The organism is Plantactinospora sp. BB1, assembly GCF_003030385.1.
In the GTDB taxonomy this organism is placed as follows: Bacteria; Actinomycetota; Actinomycetes; order Mycobacteriales; family Micromonosporaceae; genus Plantactinospora.
Genome location: NZ_CP028159.1, coordinates 7,718,257 through 7,740,246, shown reverse-complemented (window position 1 = coordinate 7,740,246; position 21,990 = coordinate 7,718,257). Strand labels below are relative to the sequence as shown.

Annotated in this window: 15 protein-coding genes and 2 pseudogenes; 8 read left to right on the top strand and 9 right to left on the bottom strand. The window is 71.0% G+C overall.

The window, feature by feature from the left end:
* Positions 1–868 precede the first annotated feature (868 nt).
* Positions 869–961, top strand: a pseudogene (locus C6W10_RS39810) (IS5/IS1182 family transposase); the annotation flags it as partial.
* Between the two features lie 205 nt (positions 962–1,166).
* Here the strand turns inward: C6W10_RS39810 and C6W10_RS33935 are convergent.
* The 3 genes and pseudogenes from C6W10_RS33935 to nhaA all read right to left on the bottom strand — a co-directional run bounded on the left by C6W10_RS33935 (position 1,167) and on the right by nhaA (position 5,059).
* Positions 1,167–2,696, bottom strand: coding sequence for an ABC transporter permease (locus C6W10_RS33935; protein WP_199853791.1), 1,530 nt, complete (start codon positions 2,694–2,696; stop codon positions 1,167–1,169).
* Positions 2,697–2,800: 104 nt separating this feature from the next.
* A complete protein-coding gene (locus C6W10_RS33930) occupies positions 2,801–3,640 on the bottom strand; it encodes an ABC transporter ATP-binding protein (protein WP_107263108.1) in 840 nt (279 codons plus the stop codon).
* A pseudogene (gene nhaA / locus C6W10_RS33925) lies at positions 3,561–5,059 on the bottom strand (Na+/H+ antiporter NhaA). The gene C6W10_RS33930 and the pseudogene nhaA overlap by 80 nt, the downstream one beginning before the upstream one ends.
* 452 nt (positions 5,060–5,511) lie before the next feature.
* Here nhaA and C6W10_RS33920 point away from each other — a divergent pair.
* From C6W10_RS33920 to C6W10_RS33905, 4 genes are all read left to right on the top strand, one after another.
* The gene (locus tag C6W10_RS33920) at positions 5,512–6,657 is read left to right on the top strand and encodes a beta-propeller fold lactonase family protein (protein ID WP_159104866.1); all 1,146 of its coding nucleotides are present in this window, start codon (positions 5,512–5,514) and stop codon (positions 6,655–6,657) included.
* 390 nt (positions 6,658–7,047) lie between these two features.
* Positions 7,048–7,740, top strand: coding sequence for a TetR/AcrR family transcriptional regulator (locus tag C6W10_RS33915; protein WP_107263106.1), 693 nt, complete (start codon positions 7,048–7,050; stop codon positions 7,738–7,740).
* 108 nt (positions 7,741–7,848) lie between these two features.
* Positions 7,849–8,766, top strand: a complete 918-nt coding sequence (locus tag C6W10_RS33910; protein WP_107263105.1) for an ABC transporter ATP-binding protein — start codon at positions 7,849–7,851, stop codon at positions 8,764–8,766.
* Positions 8,763–10,421 carry an ABC transporter permease gene (locus C6W10_RS33905; protein ID WP_107263104.1) on the top strand — a complete coding sequence of 553 codons (1,659 nt, stop codon included), beginning with the start codon at positions 8,763–8,765 and terminating at the stop codon, positions 10,419–10,421. The genes C6W10_RS33910 and C6W10_RS33905 overlap by 4 nt, the downstream gene beginning before the upstream one ends.
* A 340-nt stretch (positions 10,422–10,761) precedes the next feature.
* Here the strand turns inward: C6W10_RS33905 and C6W10_RS33895 are convergent, their stop codons facing one another.
* The 4 genes from C6W10_RS33895 to C6W10_RS33880 form a co-directional block, all read right to left on the bottom strand.
* Positions 10,762–12,759, bottom strand: a complete 1,998-nt coding sequence (locus C6W10_RS33895) for a bifunctional copper resistance protein CopD/cytochrome c oxidase assembly protein (RefSeq protein WP_107263103.1) — start codon at positions 12,757–12,759, stop codon at positions 10,762–10,764.
* Between the two features lie 89 nt (positions 12,760–12,848).
* Positions 12,849–13,433 (bottom strand): copper resistance CopC family protein, encoded by a 585-nt coding sequence (locus C6W10_RS33890; RefSeq protein WP_159104865.1) that lies wholly within the window; start codon positions 13,431–13,433, stop codon positions 12,849–12,851.
* 35 nt (positions 13,434–13,468) lie between these two features.
* Complete coding sequence (locus tag C6W10_RS33885; protein WP_107264503.1) at positions 13,469–14,686, bottom strand: Dyp-type peroxidase; 1,218 nt, start codon at positions 14,684–14,686, stop codon at positions 13,469–13,471.
* 23 nt (positions 14,687–14,709) lie between these two features.
* Positions 14,710–15,297: a copper chaperone PCu(A)C gene (locus tag C6W10_RS33880; protein WP_107263101.1), complete on the bottom strand. Its 588-nt coding sequence runs from the start codon at positions 15,295–15,297 to the stop codon at positions 14,710–14,712.
* 216 nt (positions 15,298–15,513) lie between these two features.
* Here C6W10_RS33880 and C6W10_RS33875 point away from each other — a divergent pair, with 216 nt between their 5' ends.
* Positions 15,514–16,269 (top strand): zf-HC2 domain-containing protein, encoded by a 756-nt coding sequence (locus C6W10_RS33875; protein WP_107263100.1) that lies wholly within the window; start codon positions 15,514–15,516, stop codon positions 16,267–16,269.
* 2 nt (positions 16,270–16,271) lie between these two features.
* Here the strand turns inward: C6W10_RS33875 and C6W10_RS33870 are convergent, their stop codons facing one another.
* Both C6W10_RS33870 and C6W10_RS33865 read right to left on the bottom strand, forming a co-directional pair.
* The gene (locus C6W10_RS33870) at positions 16,272–16,832 is read right to left on the bottom strand and encodes a sigma-70 family RNA polymerase sigma factor (RefSeq protein ID WP_199854112.1); all 561 of its coding nucleotides are present in this window, start codon (positions 16,830–16,832) and stop codon (positions 16,272–16,274) included.
* Between the two features lie 342 nt (positions 16,833–17,174).
* A complete protein-coding gene (locus C6W10_RS33865) occupies positions 17,175–18,659 on the bottom strand; it encodes a PepSY domain-containing protein (RefSeq protein ID WP_234361518.1) in 1,485 nt (494 codons plus the stop codon).
* An 818-nt stretch (positions 18,660–19,477) separates the two neighbouring features.
* On the opposite strand from C6W10_RS33865, the gene C6W10_RS33860 reads away from it, so the two are divergent.
* Positions 19,478–20,674 carry a SagB/ThcOx family dehydrogenase gene (locus C6W10_RS33860; protein WP_107263099.1) on the top strand — a complete coding sequence of 399 codons (1,197 nt, stop codon included), beginning with the start codon at positions 19,478–19,480 and terminating at the stop codon, positions 20,672–20,674.
* Positions 20,671–21,951, top strand: coding sequence for an MFS transporter (locus C6W10_RS33855; RefSeq protein ID WP_159104864.1), 1,281 nt, complete (start codon positions 20,671–20,673; stop codon positions 21,949–21,951). The genes C6W10_RS33860 and C6W10_RS33855 overlap by 4 nt, the downstream gene beginning before the upstream one ends.
* Positions 21,952–21,990 lie beyond the last annotated feature (39 nt).

Genomic DNA, 21,990 nt, shown 5'->3' with positions numbered 1-21,990 from the left:
GCGGCGACTGCTCTTCTGCCGCAGCAGATCGCAGGTCCCTCTCTCACTGCCGCAGCCCTACTCGTGGCAATTACTAGCCGCCTCGCGGGCAAAGCCTCGGGTACTCGTCTGCCTGTCCCGGCCAGCGTTGCCGGCATCGGTTTCTTGGTAGGCCTGACGGTCGTGGTGATCGGGTCCTTGATCGTTGCATGGACCGTGGTGCGTCCTGGCGGTCCTTCCTGACTCGCCTGGATGCTTGCCGCTCTCGTGTTTGTGGTGGCAGTCAGCGGGACATGGGTGGCGAGGGCGGGGCCGGCGGCATAAAGCTGTTCATCGGTGAAATTGCACGTTGACCCGCCCGGCCCGGTCGAGGCCAACACCTCGTCTCCGCCAGTACTCCACGCCTGCGGCCATTGCCGTACCGAATTCTCCGACACCCGCAACCGCTGCGCGATTACGGTCGGCTCACCCTGGGCGAGCATCTCGGCCGCCTGGCGACCTACCGCTTCTCGGCGCTGCCGGGCGGCCCGCACTCAGACCACCGCGATCGGGATAACTCACTTTACCGGTCTAGTAGATCAACCCGGCCGATTCGGCACGACACGCCGAGCAGCCTCCACAACAACCCTCGACCTTTCAATTTCTGTAGCGCAAGCTTCGGGATCACGCAGATGGCCCCAATGACCTGCCCCGGGCGTCGCTAGCGACGCAGATTTACCAGCTCGCGCTTCCTGACGCGATAGGGTAGCCAGGATCGAGCGAGCAGCATCATACTGATGGATACGATGATCAGCCCGATGTGGTCTGTCGGTCGGGAATGATTGATTGCAAGGGCGGCAACGGAGAAGAGTGAGCGATTTTCATCCTGTCGGCGCCCTGGTCTGTTGGACGGTTGCCGGCAGACCGGCAGGCGCTTCTGGTCCTAGCCCACCTGCGCAACGGTGACACCCTGGGGCGGCGCCTGGCCGCCGGGTTCGGCATCGTCAAGGCCATCCTCGTCCTGGAAGCAGCAGAGAACGCCAGCTACTCAGGATGAAAAGGGCTCAGTGACGCTCTTAGCACGAGATCGCGAACCACGCGCGTGAGAAGCGTCGCCTCGGATGATCGTGGTTGCTCGTTGCCTTTTGGCGGTCGCATGCGATGTCCTCGTATCCCGGCGCGATGGGGTGTCCTGTGGTGCGTGATGGCTATCCGCGCAGGTCACGACGGTGGTAGCCGATGGCGCCTAGGGCCGTGAGCGCGGCGGCGAGGATCAGCATGGTGATGGTGGCCGGCCAGTTCGGTGGCTGGTCGGGGACCGGGGCGAGGTGGGCGAACGGGGACAGCCGGCCGACCCAGGGCGGTGCGCCGGTGCTGTCGGCGGTGACCTGGAGGAGGAATCCGCCGGCTGCGGGCAGTGCGCCGACGAGCGCGACCGCGCGGGGTAGCCAGCCGAGGGCGAGTACGGCCGCGCCGAGGCAGAGCAGAGCGATGGGGAGCACGTTCGCCGTGCCGGTGAGGGCGGCGCCGAGCGGCAGGGGTGCGTCGACGGTGGTCGCCCCGGCCCAGGTGGCAAGGCCGGTGACGATGGTGAGGATCGCTGTCCCGCAGGCGGTGACGGTCATCTCGGCGGTGAGCAGTCGGGTGCGGGTGACGGGCTGGGCGTACAGGAGGGTGAGCCGCCGGTTTGTTTCGTCGGCGGCGAGGGCGGCGATACGGATGGCCGCGAAGACGCCGACCGGGATCGCCAGTAGCGCGAACAGTGCCGCCACGTAGCCCTCGATCGACCCGAGAGCGTCGAATCCGGCCTGCGCGGCGAGGTCGGCGAATCGTGGATTGTCGGCGAGGAACCCGGTCATGGATACCGCGAGCAGGCCGATGAGCAGGAAGTAGGCGCCTACTCCGGTCGCCCACCCGAGGAGGGGGCGTAACAGGCGTCGGGTCGCGAATCCGGGTACCGAGCCGAGCAGCCGCAGCCGTGGCGGCCGGCTCGCCGAGGCGGCGAGCCAGCCGCCGCCGACGTCCCGGCGGGCTGCCATCGCCGTGACGGCGGCGATCAGTGTCGCGGCGGCGACCGCCAGCACCACCAGCGGCAGCGCACGGTTCGCCTCGTACGGTCGGGAGAGTGCGACCAGCCCGAACGGTGACAGCCAACGCAGCCATCCCAGGGCGTCGACGCCGTCGCCGATCATCCGCACGATCAGGCCGGCACCGAGCGTCGTGACCGCCGCGCCGGTTGCCGCGCCGCGGCTGGCGAAGACCTGAGCCGTCAGCGCGCCGGTGGTGGCGAAGACCATCCCGGTCAACGCGAGTCCTGCCCCGTGCAGCAGGGCACCCTGGGGTGCGGTACCGACCGCGGTGAGGGTCCCCGTCGCCGCCAACCCGGCCAGCAGCGCCGTGGCGAGTACGACGGTCAGGTGTCGCGCCACGATCGAGGCGAGCGAGAGACGGCCCGCGGCCAGCAGGTCCCACCGGCCGGCGTCCTCCTCAGCACGGGTGATCCGGGTGGCGACGAGGAGCGCCCAGACGCCGACGAGCACGCCGAGGGCCGTGCCGGTGCGCCAGACCGTGAACCCGCCCGCATCGTCGAGGGCGACCGGTTCACCGAACAGGGTGCGGATGGCCGGGTTGTCGGCCAGCGCGGCGAGCGCCTCGGCGTCCAGCGCGTTGCCGACGGTGCTGGTGTAGGTGGCGGCCACCATGGCGGACATGCCGGCCAGCACCGCGATGACGATCATGCCACCAGGCCGGACCTGCCGTACGGCGAGCCCAGTGATCGCCCAACCCACCGTTCGAGTCGCGGGCACCACCGGGGTCTGTCCGATGCGGGCTCCGACGGCGGTCACCGCGAACCGTGCGCGTAGTAGTCGAGGAAGATCTCTTCCAGGGTCGGCTCGTGGACCTGCAACGCGGTCACCTCCGCCGCGGCCAGCGCCCGCAGCGCCGGTGCCGGCGGGCCGGTGAGAGTGAACCGGAGCCGGGACGGTCCCACCACCTCGACACCCTCGACGCCAGGCACCTGCGACACCTCCGGTGCCGTGCCGGCGAAGGTCACCTCCACCTGACTGCGGTGCAACCGACGCAGGTCCGGCACACCGGCGACCTCGACCAGGCGCCCCGCGCGCAGGATCCCCACTCGATCGCACACCGCTTCGACCTCGGCCAGCTGGTGAGAGCTGAGAAAAACCGTCTGCCCGCGCTGGCGGGCGTGCCCGACCGCATGTTGGAACTCGCGTTCCATCAACGGATCGAGGCCACTGGTCGGTTCGTCCAGGATCAGCAGTGGGGCTCGGGCCGCGAACGCGGCGACCAGCGCGACCTTCTGTCGGTTCCCGGTCGAGTACGCTCGCCCGGGCTTCGACAGGTCCAACGCGAACCGGTCCACCAGTTCGTCGCGATAGGCGCGGTCGACGCCAGGGCCGGTGCGACCCAGCAACTCCAGTGTTTCCGCGCCGGTCAACGTGGGCCACAGCGCCACATCGGCAGGCACGTGCGCGATCGACCGGTGCGCTACCGCCACGTCGCTCGCGTCGGTGTCGAAGATCCAGGCGTGGCCGGCGGTCGGTCGGGCCAGGCCGAGGAGGAGCCGGATGGTGGTGGATTTACCCGCGCCGTTGGGGCCCAGGAATCCGAACACCTCGCCCGCCGGGACGGTGAGATCGAGCGCGTCCAACGCGGACACTCGGCCGTAGCGTTTGGTCAGGGCTGCGGTGCGAATGGCAGGGGTATCCACGGAAGCCTCCGAGATCGACAGCGGTCACGACTGCCGACCAGACTTCCCGGCGCACCAGGGCAGAGCCTACGCCCACCCGTCGATATGAGGAAGGCCGCCGGTCACCCGTCGGATCGGCGCCATCTGACCGATCGGCGTACGGATCTCCTCGACGGCAGCCCATCCGACGAGCAGGAGGCGGTGGGTCACAAGCGGCGTTGCCGGCGTCACCCCCGCGACGCGTCCGCCTCGTACACGTCCGGCACCCCGTCGGCGTCGGCGTCGCGTTCCTCGACGGCGCGGATCTGTCGGTAGTGCCGGTTGCGGGCCCGCAGGACAGGGTGGCCAGCACCGCCGACAACACCGACCCGAGCAGGACGCCGATCTTGGCGTGTTCGTCGCGTTCGCTGCCGGCCCCGAACGCCAGTTCCCCGATCAGCAGCGACACGGTGAACCCGATCCCGGCCAGCAGTGCCAGCCCGAACACGTCCCACCAACTCAGCCCCTCGGCGAGGCGGGCCCGGGTGAACCGCTGGACCAGCCACGTTGCGCCCAGCACACCCACCGTCTTACCGACGACCAACCCGACGGCGATCCCCACGGTGACCGAGTCGGTCGTGCTCGCCCCGAGCCCACCCGCGCCGACGGCCGACACTCCGGCGGCGAAGAACGCGAACACCGGCACCGCGACACCGGCCGACAACGGTCGGAACCGGTGCTCGAAACGTTCGGCCAGCCCGGGGCCGGGCTCTGGCTTGCGGCGAATCACCGGAACCGTGAACGCGAGCAGCACTCCGGCGACCGTGGCATGTACCCCGGAGGCGTGTACCAATGCCCAGGTGACCACCGCCAGCGGCAGCAACAGCCGCCAGGACCGGACCCCCGCCGCCCCAGCAGCCCGAACACCGCCAGCGGGAGCAGCGCCAACAACAGTGGCAGGAAGTGCAGGGCTCTGGTGTAGAACACAGCGATGATCACGATCGCGAGCAGGTCGTCGACCACGGCGAGGGTCAGCAGGAACGTCCGCATCGCCGCCGGCAGATGCGTGTTGATCACGCCGAGTACCGCCAGTGCGAACGCGATGTCCGTCGCGGTCGGGATCGCCCACCCGGTCAACGCCCCACTGGCGCCCGCGTTGACCAGGGTGTAGATCAGGGCGGGGACGATCATTCCGCCGAGCGCGGCGGCGACCGGCAGCACCGCCCGGCGAGGTTCACGCAGATCGCCAGCGACGAACTCCCGCTTGAGTTCCAGTCCGGCGACGAAGAAGAAGATCGCCAGCAGGCCGTCGGCGGCCCACTGCGCCAGCGTCAGATCCAGATGCAGGGCGGTAGGGCCGATCTGGAAGGCGCCCAATGACCGGTAAGCCTCTGCCCACGGGGAGTTCACCCACCCGAGGGCGATGACCGCGATGCGGCGGGCCGCTGCCGGGCTGGACCATCGAGTGCCTCCGAGGCGGTCGGGAAATGAGCCGCCGACCAGACTTCCCGGCACACCACCGCCTACCCCTCGCCGATTTGGATCAACCCCCGTCCGCGAGAGCCGGCCTGCCCTTCGGGTGCTACCGCGCAGGGCGTTACTCCGCTGCTGGCCCGCCACGCCAGGCCGTCTGCCTCCCGGGCGAGGAAGTAGGGCGGGCAGGCAGGCGACGAGACCCTTCGGGTGCACGCCTTTCCGTCTGTGGGCGGCATCTTCCGGCTAGTTCCGCCGCACGGGTGTTTGCAGGGCTGGAGCAGCGCAAATGGCGCCGACCGCCGCAGCGGCTCGGTAGCCTCCCAAATGGGAAAAAATACTCGTGTTACTCGCGGAGCGGAAGAAGGGTAATCATGCTTCGAAAGAGGATGATACTGGCGGCTGCCCTCGTCAGTTTGATCGGCGGCGCCGTCGCCGCGGCTCCGGGGTCCGCCAGCGACGAACCACACCGACACGAACGCGTGGAGGGCCTGGTCTTCGTCCAGACGAACAAGCCGCTCGGCAACACGATCCGGGTCTACCAGCGCGGCGACGGCGGCGAACTGAGCCTCGCCGGCGAGTTCGAGACCGGCGGACTGGGTGGCTCCACCCTCAACCCACCGGTCGACCCGCTCGCCTCACAGAGCTCCCTGGTCTACCGCGACGGGCTGCTCTTCGCGGTGAACGCCGGCAGTAACACGGTGACCCTGTTCCGGGTCGACGGCTCCGAACTGGAACGCCTCCAGGTGATCTGGTCCGGTGGCCTGCTGCCGGTCAGCCTGGATGTGCGCGACGACCTGGTCTACGTGTTGAACGCCGGCGGCGAGGGCGTCGTCCAGGGCTACCGCCTCGACGACGACGAACTGGAACCGATTCGGGGCGCCCAGCGGTCGCTCGGCCTGGACAACCCCAACCCGCCGCCGTTCGGCGACGCCCCGGCCCAGGTGGGCATCGACCCGGAGGGCGAGGTGGTTCTGGTCAGCACCAAGAGCCACAACATCATCGACGCGTTCCGCATCGAGCGCGGCGGTCGCCTGTCGGAGGAGCCGGTCAGCAACCCGGCTGAGGGCATGCCGTTCGGCTTCACCTTCGACCACCGCGGGGGCCTGATGGTCACCCTGGCCGCGACGAACGCGGTGATCCGCTACCGGCTCGACGAGGAGAACGGCAAACTGACCGCGGTCGGCCCGGCGGTCCCGAACGGCCAGATGGCTAGTTGCTGGATCCAGCGGGTCGGCGACTACTACTACGTCGCCAACGCCGGCAGCTCCACCCTCAGCAGCTACCGCATTGACGAGGACGGACAGGTCGTATTGGTCGCCGCGGTCGCCGCCAAGGGCGACGGCGGGACGATCGACATGACCACCAGTGGGGGCTTCCTCTACGTGCAGAACGGCGCCGCCGGTACCGTCCAGGGCTTCGACGTCCTCGACGACGGCTCCCTGAAACTGGTCAACACCACGACCGGACTCCCCCAGGCAACCAACAACGGCGGCATCCTCAACGGGATGGAGGGCATCGCGGCGACCCCGTGACTCCACGACACCCGACGCCGGCCCTGGCAACCACCAGGGCCGGCGTCGATGCGTCCCCAGAGCCGGCACGATCGCGCTCGACGTCTCCCTCGAGTGCATGACGAAGTACCGACCCCGCCGCCAACGCCTTCGGCGCAACAATCGTCCATCAGAGGGTGGAAGCCGGCACCAGCGGACGAGCCGCCGGGCACAACCCCAGCACTCGTCCCAGGCACACGAGGCGGCGGTCGGCGCTGGTCGTCATCCGCTGGCCGCCCGACGGCACCTCGCCGGACGTCTTCCGCTGGCGCGGGCCTCGGGCCGAACGGCTGTGTGGGCAGTGCGGGCCCCGACAACAGGCCGACGGACAGGGCGTTGCGCGCACGTTGAACGAGTGTTTAATCTGGTGTCGTGGCGTCGAACGGCGTGAGGTCGGACAGTCACGATGGTGACTTCACCACCGTGAGCCGAATCCGTGACGCCGCCATCGCACGATTCGCTCGGGACGGCTTTCGCGTCGGGCTGCGTACCGTCGCCGCCGACGCTGGTGTCACCGCCGGTCTGGTCGTTCACCACTTCGGTTCGAAGGACGGGCTGCGTCGCGGCTGTGACGAGCACGTGCTCGCGGTGATGCGTGAGGAGAAGGCGAAGGCGTTGACCGACGGCACCGGCGCGATGCTGCTGGCGCAGATGGCCGAGGTTGAGAAGTTCGCGCCGATGGTGCAGTACGTGCTGCGCAGCATGCAGGCGGGCGGGGATCTGGCGCTCAGCCTGATCGATCACATGATCGCCGACGCGGAGGAGTACCTGTCCGCGGGTGAGGCGGCGGGAGTGATCCGGCCGAGCCGGGACCGGGCCGCCCGGACGCGCTACCTCGCCTATCAGGCGACGGGCAGCATGGTGCTGTGGTTCACCCTGCACGGGGCCGCCGCCACGCCGCAAGAGTTCCCGATTCTCTTCCGCCGGTACATGGAGGATCTCGCACTGCCGGCGCTGGAGTTGTTCACGCAGGGTCTGCTGGTCGACCGGTCGATGCTCGACGAATACCTGATGTACGTGCCGGATCCGCCGACGGCAGGCGACGCAGGCAACGCCGCACGCTAGCCACCACGCCCCCTCCGGCGGGGCCGTTCTCCTTCCGCGAACCTTCGCGGCTCCACGACATCGGGTCCCAGGCTGACCCTGGGCTTTCCTCGAACGAGGTCAACGACGATGACGCCTGCAATCGACATCCAACACATCGACAAGTCCTTCGGCCGAGTCAAGGCCCTCGACGGGCTCGACCTGCGGGTCGAAACCGGCACCGTGCACGGCTTCCTCGGCCCCAACGGCGCCGGCAAGTCCACCACCATCCGGATCCTGCTCGGACTACTGCGCGCCGACGCCGGCCACGCCCGAATGCTCGGCGGTGACCCGTGGGCGGACGCGGTGACCCTGCACCGCCGGCTCGCGTACGTCCCCGGCGACGTGGAACTGTGGCCCAACCTCACCGGCGGCGAGGCGATCGACCTGTTCGCCCGCCTACGCGGCGGCACCGACCCGGTCCGCCGTGACGAACTGTGCCAACGCTTCGACCTCGACCCGAGCAAGAAGGGCCGCACCTACTCCAAGGGCAACCGGCAGAAAGTGGCCCTGATCGCCGCGCTCGCCAGCGACGTGGAACTGCTGCTCCTCGACGAGCCCACCGCCGGGCTGGACCCGCTGATGGAGGCGGTGTTCCAGGAGTGCATCCGCGAGGCCAAGGACGCCGGCCGCACCGTGCTGCTGTCCAGCCACATCCTCGCCCAGGTCGAGGTGCTGGCCGACCAGATCTCGATCATCCGTCAGGGACGGATCGTCGAGACGGGCTCCCTGACCGATCTGCGTCACCTGACGCGTACCTCGGTCGACGCCGTCACCAACCGGCCGGCGGACGCGCTGGCCGACCTGCCCGGCGTGCACGGACTGCGGTCCGAGGACGGCCACATCCGCTTCGAGGTCGACGGCGACCACCTTGCCGTTGTGGTCCGCCAGCTCGGCGACCTCGGCGTGCAGGCACTGGCGGTCCGGCCGCCGACCCTGGAGCAGCTGCTGCTGCGTCACTACGGCGACCAGCGCGCGCACAACGGTGCGGCGGAGGTGGCGCAATGACCACGACGACAGTCAACCGGCCGACGTCCGCCCTGGCCAGCCACGGAACCACCGTCACCGGGACCTGGACTCTGCTGCAGTTCATGCTGCGCCGCGACCGGATCCGCTTCCCCGCGTGGACGCTGGGCCTGTCGCTGCTATTGACGTACTTCGCCACCGCGTTGGACGCCATCGTGCAGAGCCCGGAGGATCTGGAAGGGCTGAGCGGCTTCTCCGGCAGCCCGGCCGGGGCGCTGTTCGGCGGACCGGGCTTCGGCTTCGACGACCTGACCATCGAACGGTTCCTCGCCGGTCAGTACGGCCTCTACGTGGCGATCGGCGCCGGCCTGATGGGCCTACTCACCGTGGTGAGACACACCCGCGCCGAGGAACGTACCGGCCGGGCCGAGCTGATCCGGGCCAATGTCGTCGGCCGGTACGCCCAGCTCACCGCCGCGTTGACGCTCACCGCCGTGATGGCGGTGCTGGTCGCGATGCTGATCGGCGCGATGATGATCGGTCGGGGCTTCGACGCCGGCGGATCGCTGCTGTTCGGTGTCTCCATCGGGGCGGTGGCGTTGGCCTTCGCCGGCATCGCCACGGTCACCGTCCAACTGTCGGAATATCCCCGAGCCGCCTCCGGAATGGCCGGCGCCGCGCTCGGGGCCGCGTTCGTGCTGCGCGGACTGGGGGACATGGCAGCGGTGCAGGGCAGCGGCCCGTCCTGGCTGTCCTGGCTGTCCCCGATCGGCTGGTCCCAGCAGACCGCACCGTTCGTCCACGACCGCTGGTGGCCACTGGTCATCTCACTGACGTTCGCCACCGCCACCGCCACCGCCGGCTACGCCCTGTCGGCACGCCGGGACTTCGGCGCCGGCCTGGTGCCGCCCCGACCGGGCGCGCCACGAGCCGCCGCCTGGCTGGCCAGTTCGTTCGCCCTCGCGTTCCGGCTACAACGGGCCAGCCTGATCGGCTGGAGCGCGGCGCTGCTGGTCGCCGGCCTCGCCTACGGCTCCTTCATCCAGCCACTGCTCGACGGCTTCGCCGATGCGCCCGACGACCTGATAGCCATCATGGGAGGCTCGGACAACCTCCTGGCCGGCTACCTTGGCATGATGGGCCTGACCATGGCCCTCACCGTCGGGGTGTACGCGGTGCTCGCCGTGCAGGCGCTCCGCGCCGAGGAAGCCGATGGACGCCTCGAACCGGTCCTCGCCACGGCGGTGAGCCGCCCGCAATGGATTGGCAGCCACGCCGCCGTGACGGCCGTCGGCGTACCGTGGCTGCTGCTTGTCAGCGGTTTCGGCATGGGGATCGGGGCAGCGGCGAGCACGGGCGACGGGACGCTGATCGGTGAGCTGCTGCTCGGCCACCTCGCCCACACCCCGGCGGTCTGGCTCGTCCTCGCCACCGCCACCCTGCTCTACGCTGCGGCGCCGAGAACGCTGCCGGCGATCTGGGTGGTGCTCGGCTACGGGCTGATCGCCGGCTACTTCGCCCCGATCCTCGACATCCCCGACACGGCGCTGCATCTCTCACCGTTCGAGCACATCGGCGAGTACCCACTGCAGGATGTCAACGTGGTCGCGGTCCTGGTACTGACGCTACTCGCCGGGCTGCTCGTCCAGACCGCCGTGGCGGCATTCCGCCGCCGTGACCTCGTCAGCAGCGCCTAGGAACGCGTACGGTCAGTCGGACCGGCCTGTCCGACCGGCCCGGCGACGTCCCGACCTCCGCAGCCCGGATGATCCCACCGCCCGAGACGGTCTCCCGCGCGGCCGGCACCCAGATGCTGACCGTTCCTGCGCGGCAGGGACTGCGGATCGCGACCCTGCTCTACGACGGGTCGAGTACGACCCGCAGCCGCCCTACGACACCGGAAGTCCGGAGAAGGCCGGGCCGGAACTCCAGCAGTTGGCGCTCAAACTACTCGCCGACGCCGCCCGGTAGCCGTCAGGAACGGGCCTCCGCGTTCTGCCTAACGTGGGCGGATCCTGGTCACGCGGCGAACGGCCGCTAGTGCGGCTCCCGGCCAACGCCTCCGTTCCGGCCGGGAGCCTGGCCGTCGTCGCCCTGGCCGCCGTCGACCTGTGCGGTGGCGTGCAGGAAGGCGTTGTACCGGGCCAGGTCGTCCTCCTCGCCGGTGGCGTCGGCGCGGTCGGCGGCCCGGTCGAGTCGGGCCTGTTCACGCTGGTCGGCGCGGATCCACTGCCGGACCAGGATGATCATGACAACAGCGGCGGGGAGTTCGCCGAAGGCCCAGGCGATGCCGGCACCGAGGCGCTGGTCGACCAACAGGGGCGACGCCCAGTCGGGATGCACGGCGGTGTACCAGTCCGGCGCGATGACGGTGGTGGACTGCATCAGGACCAGGCCGAAGAAGCCGTGCGCCATCATGGCCGCGAAGTGGATGATCACCAGCAGGGGTGGGGCGGGTCGTGGCCGCCCGGGGTCGATGCCGATGAGTACCCAGAAGAGCAGGTATCCGGCGACGACGAAGTGGGTGAGCATGGCCAGGTGGCCGAGGTGGTAGCGCATCAGGGTGCCGAGCAGGTCGCTGAAGTACAGGCCGAAGAGGCTGGCGGTGTAGATGCCGAGCGCGACGAGTGGGTGAGTGAGCAGCCGGAGTGGCCGGCTGTGGATGAGCAGGAGCAGCCATTCCCGGGCGCCGCGCATCTGCCGGTCGGCGGGGCGGCGCAGTGCCCGTAGCGCCAGGGTGATCGGGGCGCCGCCGACGAGCAGGATCGGCACCGCCATCGACAGCACCATGTGTTGGACCATGTGCGTGCTGAAGAGTACGTAGGCGTAGCGGGCGACGCCGAGGTTGGTGATCGCGGTGAGTAGCAGTATCCCGACCAGCCAGCTCGCGGTGCGCGACGGCGGCCAGCGGTGTCCGGCGCGGTGCAGCCGCCACACTCCGGTCAGGTATCCGGCCACCGCGAGGACGCAGCCGGTGAGGAAGAACAGGTCGGGCAGCGGGTCGCCGAGCAGTCGGGCCGGGGTGGGCGGGGCGGGTGGGGTGAAGCCGAGCAGTTCGACCAGCGGGTCCGCCTCGACGGGATCGGTCGGAATCGGGGTGGGGCTGCGGGACAGCGCCACCGCCAGGCCGAAGGTGGCGGCGAAGAGCACCAGTTCCCCGGCGGCGAACCGGGTGAACGCGGCGCGCCGCCCGGCGTGCAGCGCGGGGAGGGTACGGCGGCGGTGCGCGGCGCCGAGTCCGCCGAGCAGCAGCAGGGCGGCGAGTTTGCCGACGACCAGCCAGCCGTAGCGGGACTGGCAGAGCTGGTCCCAGGCGCCGAGGCGTACCCAGGCGTTGGTCAGGCCGCTGACCGCGACGGCGACCCAGCAGGCCAGGGCGAGCCGGCTGTACCGGGCGGCCGTGTCGGCGAGCAGCCGGTGACGGCGGACCATCAGCAGTGCGGCCAGCCCGCCGACCCAGACGGTGGCGGCGAGGATGTGCAGGGCCAGGCTCGTCACCGCGATCTGGTGGTTGCCGGCACCGGCGGCGTGTCCGGTGAACGCGGGCGGCAGCACCGCCAGCAGGGCCAGTACGGCGGTGGTTGCGGCGGCCGCCCGGGACACCCCGACCCAGGACAGCGCGGCCACCAGCCCGGCCAGTCCGGCCTGGAGCAGCAGCGCCTGCCCCTGGGAGATCGAGGTGGCGAAGCTGACCACGGTGGCGACGCCGAGTTGTGACGGCGGGGCGCCGAGCAGGTCCGAGACGGTCAGCACGATCAGGACGAGGGCGGTGGCCGCCCAGCCGGCGGCCAAGGCGGTGACCCGGCGCAGCAACAGGTATCCCGGTGCGGAGACGCTGGGCCCATCGCCGGGCAGCAGGAACCCGGCGGTCACCGCCAGCCCGACCGTAAGGGTGGCCAGCACGTCGAGCAGCAGTCGTATCACCGGCAGGCCGTAGCTGGTGACCGGGCCCGGGTCGGGCAGGCCGGTGACCGTGGTGCCGGTCAGACCGTTCCCGGCACCGAGCGCGAGCAGGAGCGCGCCGAGCCCGGCCATCCCGGCAGCGGCGGGAAGCCAGTGAACCCGGCGGGTCGGGCCGGCGTCGGGCGGAGCGGGAATGGCCGTGCGCGGCCGTGATCCGGTTGTCACCGGGTCGAGGTCCCGCGCCGCCGGCGTACCAGGAGGAACCCGGCGCCGACCAGGGCGACGCCGAGCCCGACCGCACCGACCTGCCGCAGCCCGGCGCCGCCGCCGGTGTCTCCGTTCGCCGCTCCAGCGGCGGGTGACGCCGATGGTCCGTCGGATGCGGCCGGAGCGGCCGGGGCGGCGGTCGGTTCCAGCGCCGGAGGCAGCGTGACGGTGAACCGGAACTGTCCCTGGATCGGGTGTCCGTCGGCGGAGACGACCCGGTACGCGACCCGGTAGCCGCCGGACCGCACCGGCTCGACGGGCAGGTGTACCTGCTTGTCGATCGTCCGTGGCTGGCCGGCGCCGTGCCGGGTGCCGTCGGGTCCGGTGACGACGATGGTGCTGAAATTGCCCCGGACCGGTTCGTTGAAGGTGAGGGTGATCTCGTCCAGTGGTGTGGTGACGGTCGAGTCGGCCCGGGGGTCGCTGCCCAGTAGCTGGGCGTGCGCGGATGCCGGGCTGGCGCTCAGCAGCCCGCCGGACGCGGTGGTGACCGCGAGTGCGGCCACCACCGTCGCCAGCCGCATTCCGATGCGCCGCACCGACCGTCCTTCCGGGTTGCGCGGTACTGTGCCGGTCATCCGAGTACCTGTTCGCCGATCCAGCCGCCGGGCTGGCAGCCGGGTGGGATGGCGAAGACGGCGGAGCCGATCGGGGTGATCCAGTCGTTGAGCAGGTCCCGTTCGGCGAGCCGGCGCTGGATCGGCAGGTACTGCCGGGTGACGTCGGCCTGGTAGGCGGCGAAGATCAGGCCGCTGTCGGCCCGTCCGGCGGCGTCCGGCGCCGCGTCGTAGTTGTACGGTCGGCGCAGGATCTTCAGCCGGTCGTCCATCACCCTGGCCCGGGTCACGTGCGCGAAGTCCGGCATCACCGGCAGCCCGGCCTCGTTGAGGGCGGAGAAGTCGGGCTCGTCCCGCTCATGGTGACCGCTCAGCGGCGCGCCGGTGTCCAGCCGCCGCCCGACGGCGAGTTCCTTGTCGGCCCGGCCGAGCTTGTCCCAGGTCTCCAACTCGGCCCGGATGCGTCGCAGTACCAGGGTGCTGCCGTCGCGTAGCCAGTCCGGGCCGTCGCCGATCCAGACCGACTGTTCGAAGGCGGCGGTGCCGGGGCGGGGATTGGCGGTGCCGTCGAGCTGTCCCATCACGTTGCGTTGGGTGTGTCCGTCGGCCTGGGCGCCCCGGCTGCGGCGGAAGCCGCGTTGCACCCAGCGGACGGCGGCGAACGGCCGGGCGTCCTTGACCAGCATCCGCTGCGCGTGGGTGACCGTCAGCGGGTCGTCGGCGCAGATCTGGAGCAGCAGGTCACCCCCGGACCAGGCCGGTTGCAGCCGGTCGATCCCGAAGGCGGGCAGCGGGGCGACGGATGGCGGGCGGCGGTCGTCCCGGCCGGCCGCCGCGTACAGGTGGGGACCGAACCCGAAGGTGACGGTGAGCCGGGCCGGCAGCACGGCGAGTTCCGGTTCGGTGTCGGCCAGCGGAGCCCGGCCCTGGGTCAGCCGGGCGGCGTCGTCGGTGAGCAGCCGCATCAGCCGGCCCAACGCCGCCCGGTCGACGCCGCGGTGCAGGGTGAGGGCGACGAACGCGGCGTGCGCCTGCGGGTCGGTGGCGATCCCGGCCTGCCGGGCGCCGTGGAACGGCACGACATCGGTACCGACGGCGGTCGCGGCGCCCAGGTCGACCGGGGCCGGTGCCGAGGGCTGCCGGCCGGCGGCGGTCGCGGCGACCCCTGCCGCCGCACCGGCGACGGCGCCGCCGACACCCAGGGCACCACCGGTGAGCAGTCGACGCCTGCTCACCGGGCGGGCTGCGGCACGGTCGGTCACGACGCGGGACTCGGCGTCGGCTGGTGCCCGGGGCTCATCGGCATGCCCGAACTCGGGTCGTAGCTCTCCTCGGCACCGGTGAACGGCTTGGCCACCGCGCTGAACTCGGTGGTCTTTCCGTCGGCGAAGGTGAGGGTGAAGCTCAGTTCGTCGCCGGCCCGGACCGGCTTGGTGAGGTCCATCAGCATCAGGTGGTCGCCGCCGGGCTCGAGTACGTGACTGCCGCCGGCCTTGATCGTGATGCCGCCGGTCTTGGGCTGCATCACCATCTTGCCGTCCTTCATCGTCATCTCGTGCACCTCCATCGGCGAGACAGAGGTGCTCACGCCGGTGATGGTGACGTCGGCGCCAGTGTTGTTCACCAGGGTGCCGAAGGCAGCGGTCATCCCCTTGTCGGCCGCCTTGATCCACGGGTCCCGCACCGTGAACGTGGCGCTGTCGGTGGTCGCCGACGGGGCCGGGCTGGGCGCGGCCCCCGATGTGTCGTCGGCCCCGCCGCAACCTGCGACGGCGAGTACCGCCACCACGGTCACGCCGAACCTCGCCGCCCAGCCCCGTACGCCGGATGATGCCGACCTGCGCATATGCACGTCCTCCGCTGCTCGATCCTCGTTCTACTACTGGTCGTCGTGGACTGGTGGTTGGTTCCCGTCGGGTTCCGCCGCTCAGGCCGGGCAGCGTCCGCACCAGGGCGCGGGCAGGCGGTCCACGGTGTGGGCGGTTTCGGGGTTGCCGCTGGTTGTCCGGCATCCGACGATGGTGGTGGGAACCCGGCGGTGTTGTCGGCCGACTACCGGTGCATGGGGTGTGAGCAGTTCCGGGAGTCGCTGTCCGCGTGTCTCGACGGTGAGGACAGCCAGGCCGAACGCGCCGCCGCCGACAGCCACCTGGCCGGTTGCCCCGACTGCCGCCGCTGGTACGAGGCCGCCGCCATGGTCACCCGCGTGGCCCGCACCAGCCCCGCCCCGGCAGGGGCCCGGGTCGACGACGCGCTCCTCGACGCGGCACCGGTTCCGACCCCGGCCCGACTGCCGGCCGCGCTGCGGATCCTCCTCGGCGTGCTCGGCATCGCCCAGTTCCTCCTCGGCGCCGCGCAGATCGGCGGCACCGCCGCCGCGCGACACCTACACAGCGCGGGCGTAGGCGCGGGCGGCCATCTCTGGCACGAGTCCGCCGCCTGGAACGTCGCGGTCGGCGCCGGCTTCGCCTGGATCGCCCTGCGACGCACCCGCCCGGCCGGGCTCGTGCCCATGCTCACCGTCTTCGTCGGCGTACTGAGCCTGCTCACCGTCAACGATCTGATCGCCGGCCGGGTCGACATCGCCCGGGTGCTGAGCCACGGCATCATCGCCGTCGGCTACATCGTCATCCTGATCATGGCTCGGATCGGTGGCGGCCCCGAGACGCCACTGGCCGGTCGTCAGCAGCCGTGGCGGCGCTGGCGGGCCACCTTCGACGCCGACCCGTCACCGGTGCCACCCCTGCGGCTGGTTCCCGGCCGGACCCGGTCAACGAGAACCGCGCAGACTCGTGCCGACGTACGCCGGGTCGCCTGAGGTCAGACGGCGCGAAGCCTGCGAGGCGGCTCGGCCATCGCGGCGACCAGGTCTTCCCGTGCGCGGGCGACCCGGGACCGGATCGTGCCCACCGGGCAGTCACAGACCCGCGCCGCCTCCTCGTACGAGAGTCCGAGCACCTGGGTGGCGACGAACGCCTCCCGCCGCTCGGTCACCAGGCCGTCGAGAAGGTGGCGCAGGATCACGCCTTCCTCGAACCGCGACGTCTCGTCGGCCCGGTCGGTGTCGGCCGCCTTCTGCCAGTCGCTGCCGGCGACCAGCCGGGGCCGGGCCGCGGCGGCGCGGACCTGGTCGACCGCGACCCGGCGGGCGATCGTGAACAGCCAGGTGGCGGCGGAGGACCGGCCGGCGAACGTCGGCAGGCTCCGTAGCGCCCGCAGGTAGGTCTCCTGGGTCAGGTCGTCCGCCTCGGCGGGGCTGGACAGGTGGGCCAGGAAACGCCACACGTCCCGTTGGGTCGCCGCCACGAACGCCGCAGCCGCCTGCCGATCCCCCCGGGCGGCGGCAAGGGCCAACTCGGTGACGGTCGGGTCGCCGCTGATACTGGTCATCGCGCCGCGATCCCTCATTTCGCCCATGTCCACGGGCGCCGTAGCACCCAACGGAGCGGAACTCTCACGTGTTTCGGCCGCCCTCGCGGCCAAGGGGTGGGCTCCAGGAAACCCCGCGCATCGAGACTAGTCAATGATTGACCGTTCGGTGAGACACCCGGCCCGCAGGAACGTCCGGTCAACGCCGAGACTCCGCGTACACGTTGGGCATTGGCCCCATCTCGCGCTCCTCGTCGGCCGGTCCGCCGCTGTCACCGTGCTGCGATAGATGTCAGCGGATGGGTCGGATGGTGAGTCGGGCCGGCCGGCACGTCGATGCCGGCCGGCCGGTCGTCAGTTTCGGGTCGGTGCGGGCGAGGTCGGTATCGCCCGCCGCGCCCGCCGGCGTTGGAGCACGCCGAGGATCACGTCGACGACGAGGAACGCGGCGAGCGTGACACCGAGCGTCGGCAACGCCCAACCCACCGCCACCGCGACCAGCAGCGCGACGAACGCGACCAGTGGATGGGCCTGCCGCCACGCGCCCCGGTCGGGCGGGGTACCCAGGGGTGCGCGCCGGTCGGCGCGGGTGGGACGACGCTGCCACCACATCCGGTATCCCCAGACGATCACGCAGAGCAGCCCGACGGCCAGCGCGGCGAGCAGGATCTGGTTGACGATCCCGAACAGGAAACCCATGTGGAACGCGACGCCCAGCTTGGACAGCTGCGCCAACAGCGGCCAGTCGGCGAAGTCGGAGCGTGCCACGACGCTGCCGGTGGCCGGGTCGACGGCGACCCGGTCCCAGCCGTACGGCCAGAAGGGGTCGTCCTGCGCCACCACCCACGCCGTGCCGGGCTCGGCGGGTGGCGTGACGATCACCTTCCCGTCCACGCCGGCCTCGCGGGCGATCGACGTAACCCTGTCCACGTCGGCCGGATCGAAATCCCCGGTCGTGGTGCCGCCGCCGTGGTGCCCGCCACCGTCGGCGTGACCGCCCGGGGCGGCGCCGGGCAGGGCGGTTTCGAGGGTGGGGCTGTGCGCGTTGAACTCGTTCTGGACGATGTCGAAGTTCCCGCCGGCGTAGCGCGACCACGTCAACCCGGTCGCGGAGAGCGCGAGCAGCCCGATCGCCAACCACACCCCGGTGGCCGCGTGCCAGCTGCGGGTACGGCGCACACCCACGTTCGCGGCAAGGTCGGGCAGCACGGTGCGGCGCAGCTTGCGTCGACCGGTCCACTGGCGGCGCAGCCACAGGAACAGACCACCGAGGACGACCACCCACAGCCAGCTCGCCGCCAGCTCGGAGTAGTGCCGCCCCACCACACCGAGATGCAGGTTGCGGTGCAGGTCATCCAGCCAGGTCATCAGCGGCGTCTCGCCGAACCAGGTGGTCAGGGTGCCGCGCACCTCGTTGGTGTACGGGTCCACGTAGACGGTGTGCTGCTTCTCCCCCAGGTACGGCAGGTTGAACACCACCTGGGTGGTGTCGGTCGCCTCCACCGGTGGGAGCACCGACGCCAGCTCGCCGTCCGGATGGGCGGCGCGGGCCGCCACCACCTGCTCGGCCAACGGGCGGGCGGGTGCGGCACCCGCGTCGACGCGCAGCTCGTGGGCGTAGACGACGCTGTCCAGCTGTGGTGTGAAGATGAACGCCAGACCGGTCAGCGCGGCCACGACCAGGAACGGCGCGATGAGAACTCCGGCGTAGAAGTGCAGCCGCAGCACGAGTGGCCCGATCGACCGCCGCCGTCCGGCCGATGTCCCCGGTGGTGCGCCGGCGGCGACTGGTGCGAGCGGGGTTTCCGGCTCCGACGCCGGCGTCGCGGTAGTTGACACGGGAGGCTCCAAGAGGATGGGGGTGATGGTCAGCGGATCCAGACGGCGTCGCGGGCTTCGTGCTCCAGTACGCCCTCGGCGCGGACGGCTATGTCGGCGCTCACCTCCCGCCGCACCATGTGCAGAGCGAGTCCCAGACCGAACGTGATGCCGGCCGCGGTGACCAGGGCGTCGGGGCCACTGTTGGGGTGGCGGGCCGCCCTGTGCCGGCCGTCGTCGCGTCGACCCCGACCACGACCACGACCACGAAGTGCCTGTGTTCCATCCGTCCCACCTCCCGAACAGTCGTGACACGCCAGGGAGATAGTCGGCCGGGACATCGGTCTGGTTCCCGACGTTCCATCGATGATTTTCAAACGAAGGTGTCGCCCGGGTCGTGGCCATCCAACGCCCGTGGCTCGAACTCGATGTGGCCACCGGGTACCTGTAGTTCCACCAGTACCTCTCCAGCTACGCCGATGGCCGCGTACCGGCGCTGTTCTACGGCGGCGTGCGGGCAGCGTCCGACTGATCCGCATCGGCCTCTGGATTGATCAGATATCGACATTCCAGAATGGCCGGGAACTACTATCTGTTGCGGGGCGACTACTGGGTCAACTGCTGTCCAGATCCGGGAGCCGAGGTGCTTCCGGGGGAGGAGGACCGACGATGGTCAAGAAGCCGCTCAAGATCGTGGTGCGTCGGAAGAAGACCCGTAGCCGGCTGTTGAACAACCACGGCTGACAGGTCGCCAGCAGGTAAGAAGGTCGCCGCCGGAGTTGCTCCTCCGGCGGCGACCGAGCGGATTCGGATCGCGGCTTCTTCGGCAGGGAGAACGCATGACGCAGGCGGAGTTCCGGCGGGCGCAGACGTTGATGATGTATTGGCATGAGGGGGAGTTAACGGCCGAGAACTACCTGGAGAGTCGCTCCACCGACACCGAAGCCGACAACGCGGTGGCCGTCGACGGGCAGGCGGTGGAACTGCTGGAGCATTTCACGGACTGGTCGACGGTGCAGAAGGTCGCGGCCGGCCTCGGCGAGTACGACCGCGAGTCCGTGCAGGACGCGGTCGGGGCGTTGGTCGACGCCGGCCTGCTGCTCGACCGGGTCGGCGCGCAGCGGGAGGAGCAGTTCCTGCGGGCCTGGCAGAACTGGGGTGAGGAGGCCCGCTTCTTCCACTTCGGCACCCGGAACACGATCTACACCGGCGACAGCCTCGAGCAGCGCCGCAGCGACGCCCGCTGGGTACGGGAGACCGGCGGAACCCCTCCGGCGATCTTCAAGTCGTACCCGGACGCGCCACGGGTGTACCTGCCGAGGGCGTTCCTGCCGCTGGCCGACCCGTTCGGGGAGGTGCTGACCCGCCGCCGTACGCACCGGGTGTTCACCGGCGAGCCGACGAGCCTGGCGCAGCTGTCGACGGTGCTGTTCTACACCTTCGCGCCGATGCAGCTCTACGACGCCGGTGACCTGGGCACGCTGATGCTGCGGACCAGCCCGTGTGGCGGCGCCCGGCACGAACTGGAGGGCTACGTCGCCGTCCTCGACGTGCAGGACGTGCCGCCGGGGCTGTACCACTACAACGCCGAGGCGCACGCGCTCGAACTGGTCGATCCCGACTTCGACCGGGGCCGGCTGCACCGGTTGACGTACGAGTCGGAGATGTGCACGCCGTCGGCGTTCGTCTGCTTCGTGACCGTCGTGTTCGAGCGGACGATGTACAAGTACCGGCACTCCCGGGCGCTGCGGGTGACGTTGCTGTCGGCGGGGCATCTGGGGCAGACGTTCGTGCTCACCTCGACCGCGGTGGGGCTGGGCGGGTGGCAGAGTGCCGCGTTCCGCGACGAGGAACTCGACGCCGCGCTCGGCGTCGACGGCTTCGCCGAGGGATCCCTCTACATGTTCGGTGCTGGTGTGCCGGTGCTGGCCGAGACCGGGATGCCGGCGGGGATCACCCGGGCCCGGCTCACCGACCCGGCCCGCCTCGTCGCGCCACATCCGACGGACGGGCGCGCCGGCGGCACCAGCGGGTGAGCGGTTCGGTGTCGGCGTACCGGCGGTTGTGGCGGCACCGGTGGGTGCCGTCACTGCTGCTCGTGGGCGTCTGCGCCCGGGTGCCGCTGCAGGCGTACGTCTTCGCGGTGCTGTTGCTGGCGGTGGACCGGACCGGCACCTACCCGGCGGCGGGGGTGGTGACCGCCGCGACCGGGGTCGGCTACGCGGTCGGTGTGCCGGTGCACGGACGGCTCGTCGACCGGTACGGCCAGACCTGGCCACTGCTGCTCGCCGCCGGAGCCAACGCTGTCGCGTTCACCGGACTGCTCGTCACCGCCCAGGTACGGCCGACGACGGTGGCCCTGACCGTCTGGTCGGCGGCGGTGGGGCTGTCGCTGCCCCCGGTGGCCGCCGCAGCCCGGGCGCTGTGGTCGCAGGCGATCCCCGACGACGACATCCGCCGCACGGCGTTGGCGGTGGACGCCATGGTCCTCGACCTCGCCCTGGTGGTCGGTCCGCTGCTGGTCAGTGCCCTCAGCGTGCTGGCTGGGCCGGGCTGGGCCCTGGCCGGCTGCGCCGTGGTGCTGCTCGGCGGCACGCTGTGGTTCAGTGTTCTGCCGCCGTCGCGGTCCTGGGTCCCGGCCCGCCGCCGGGGCAGTCTGGCCGGTCCGCTGCGCTCGACGGGCATAGTCGTGCTGCTGGCCGTCTCCGTCCTGGCCGGGGCGCTGCTGGGAATGCTCCGGCTCGGCTTCGTGGAGTTCACCGATCGCGAATCCACGCCGGCTACCGGCGGCCTGGCGTTGGCAGCGTTCGGCGCCGGGAGTCTGCTCGGCGGGCTGCTCTACGGTGCCCGTTCCTGGCGGGCGGACGCGGCCGTACGGATCCGGGTGATCCTCGCCGGGTACGCCTGTGGCGTCGCGTCACTGGCGCTGGCCCCGACCGTGCCGGTGCTGGTGGGGTTGTCGGTGGCGGCCGGCCTCTTCCTGGCCCCGCTGGTGATCTGCAACTTCGAACTCATCGGCCGGTGCGCGCCGAGGGGAACGCTCACCGAGGCGTTCGCGTGGGGAATCACCGCCACCTTCGCCGGGTCGGCGCTCGGCAACCTCGTCGCCGGTCTGCTCTCCGCCGCCGACGCGTCGGCGGCGGTCATGTTCACGATCGCCGCCGGGTTCGCTGCCCTGGCCGCCGCCGTGGCCGGCGCCGGCTCCCGTGCCCTTGGCAGGGATCAGTCGGCGGCGAGCGTCGTGCCCGCCGCGCCGACGCCGAGACCGCCGCTGACGCCACCCACCCGCGCCGCCGAGAAGGCTGCCCGATGAGGACCCTCGTGCAGGCGACGGACACGCCTGCCCGGCTGT

Coding starts and splice junctions, on each gene's coding strand:
- C6W10_RS33935 (WP_199853791.1), bottom strand. CDS start 2,696: ATGATCGTCATCGCGGTGCTGGCCGGCATGTCCGCCATGGTGGCCGCC.
- C6W10_RS33920 (WP_159104866.1), top strand. CDS start 5,512: ATGATACTGGCGGCTGCCCTCGTCAGTTTGATCGGCGGCGCCGTCGCC.
- C6W10_RS33910 (WP_107263105.1), top strand. CDS start 7,849: ATGACGCCTGCAATCGACATCCAACACATCGACAAGTCCTTCGGCCGA.
- C6W10_RS33905 (WP_107263104.1), top strand. CDS start 8,763: ATGACCACGACGACAGTCAACCGGCCGACGTCCGCCCTGGCCAGCCAC.
- C6W10_RS33895 (WP_107263103.1), bottom strand. CDS start 12,759: ATGGCCGGGCTCGGCGCGCTCCTGCTCGCGCTCGGTGCCGGGAACGGT.
- C6W10_RS33880 (WP_107263101.1), bottom strand. CDS start 15,297: ATGCGCAGGTCGGCATCATCCGGCGTACGGGGCTGGGCGGCGAGGTTC.
- C6W10_RS33875 (WP_107263100.1), top strand. CDS start 15,514: ATGGGGTGTGAGCAGTTCCGGGAGTCGCTGTCCGCGTGTCTCGACGGT.
- C6W10_RS33860 (WP_107263099.1), top strand. CDS start 19,478: ATGACGCAGGCGGAGTTCCGGCGGGCGCAGACGTTGATGATGTATTGG.